Here is a 1759-nt window from a genome sequence, read left to right on the forward strand (position 1 = left end):
GAGGGCACTGAAAAAGCCCTCCCTTCCTTTTTAAGAGAAAATATCTGCACATGCCTTACAATCCTTTTGGTTCTGTGCAGATATTTTAGTATCTTGTGTGCTACAAATCCAGACTGTCATGTTATCACAGCAACAAGATTTTATACTTAGCCCCTACACCGCTCTATATGATCTAGTGGTGCCAAAGGATAACCTTTTACGGCGTATTAATGACTTGGTGGATTTTTCTTTTGTCTACCAAGAGTTGGTTAACAAGTATTGTAGTGACAATGGACGTACTGCAGAGAGTCCTATCCGCATGTTCAAATACCTTTTGCTCAAAACCATCTATGATATCTCTGATGTAGATGTTGTTGAGCGTTCTCAATATGACATGTCATTCAAGTATTTCCTAGGTATGGCTCCCGAGGAAGGTGTCATCAATCCCAGTTCGCTCTGTAAATTCCGCAAGATGCGTCTCAAAGATATGGACTTGCTAACTCTTCTGATAAAGAAGACTGTAAGTTTGGCTGTGGAAAAAGGAATCATTACTTCCAGGACAATCATTGTTGATGCGACTCATACAGCATCAAGATCCAATCCATATTCTCCCATAGAGCTTCTCAAACTACGTAGCAAACAGTTAAGAAAAGCGCTTTATGAAGTTGACGAGGATATAAAAGATTCACTGCCGCAAAAAAATGAAGACGATGATCTGTCCCGTGAGTTGGATTATACCCAAAGGCTTCTTTCTACAATAGAGGATAACCAGGGCATGTCCAATATTCCGGCAGTCAAAAAACGTCTTAATATGTTGAGGGAAACTCTTGATGACATTCAAGACCACTATACTACGTCCATAGACGGAGACGCGAGAGTTGGTCATAAGAGTGAAGACAGTTCCTTTTTTGGTTACAAGACACATATAGCCATGAGCGATGAACGTATCATCACCGCGGCTATAGTTACTTCCGGAGATAAAGGAGACGGTCCCCAATTGAGCTCATTGGTGGAAGAGAGCAGAAAGAACGGTATGCAGGTCGATATCGTTATTGGTGATACCGCATACTCAGGAAATGAAAATCTGAAATTAGCAGAAGATGAAGAAAAAGGATTCGAGTTGATATCCAGAATACATCCTATTATTAGCAACGGATTCAGGAAGGAGGACGATAAATTCGATTTCAATAAAGATGCCGGTATGTTTGTCTGCCCTGCCGGACATATGGCTATAAGAAAAGCCAAACAAGGAAAGAGCGATGGTAAATGGAATCAAACCTGGACGTATTATTTTGATGTAGAGAAGTGTAAGGTTTGTTCACGACGGGAAGGATGTTATAAAAATGGGGCAAAGAGCAAGACTTATGGTGTTTCCATTAAGACAAGCCAACAAGAAGCCCAGCTGGAATACCAACAGACAAAAGATTTTAAAGCAAAAGCCAGGAAAAGATATAAGATTGAAGCCAAGAATTCTGAATTAAAGCACGTGTATGGCTATGAGAGAGCGCAGTCATATGGCCTGTATTGTATGCAGATGCAAGGCGCATTGGCTATTTTCGCATCAAATATCAAGAGAATTCTCAAATTAATCTAAGAGAAACAGGCAGAAAATCCATTTTTAGCCAAACAACCATCAAAAAAGAAGATAGATGGCTGCATAGGTGGCACAAAAGCTGAAAAATAAAAATAGATTGGGAACCCAAAGAAAAAGGATTCACAATCTATTTTTTGTGTATTAGGGAGAGACTTATTACAAGTGGGGAACTTTTTCAGTGCCCTC

The 1759-nt window shown here is 40.0% G+C and carries 2 protein-coding genes; one reads left to right on the forward strand and one right to left on the reverse strand.

Annotation, left to right across the window (positions count from 1 at the left end; genetic code table 11):
* Nucleotides 1-118: 118 nt before the first annotated feature.
* The gene (locus DW039_RS20665) at nucleotides 119-1573 is read left to right on the forward strand and encodes an IS1182 family transposase (RefSeq protein ID WP_120382314.1); all 1455 of its coding nucleotides are present in this window, start codon (nucleotides 119-121) and stop codon (nucleotides 1571-1573) included.
* Here the strand turns inward: DW039_RS20665 and DW039_RS21165 are convergent.
* Nucleotides 1570-1759: hypothetical protein (locus DW039_RS21165; protein ID WP_207810861.1), on the reverse strand; the 190-nt coding region annotated here is incomplete at its 5' end. The two genes, DW039_RS20665 and DW039_RS21165, sit on opposite strands and share 4 nt — an antisense overlap.

It is taken from the genome of Bacteroides sp. AF39-16AC, assembly GCF_003602735.1.
Lineage (GTDB): Bacteria > Bacteroidota > Bacteroidia > Bacteroidales > Bacteroidaceae > Bacteroides > Bacteroides uniformis.

What these genes read in the sequence shown, in the direction of transcription:
- DW039_RS20665 (WP_120382314.1), top strand. Translation starts at nt 119, where the DNA reads ATGTTATCACAGCAACAAGATTTTATACTTAGCCCCTACACCGCTCTA.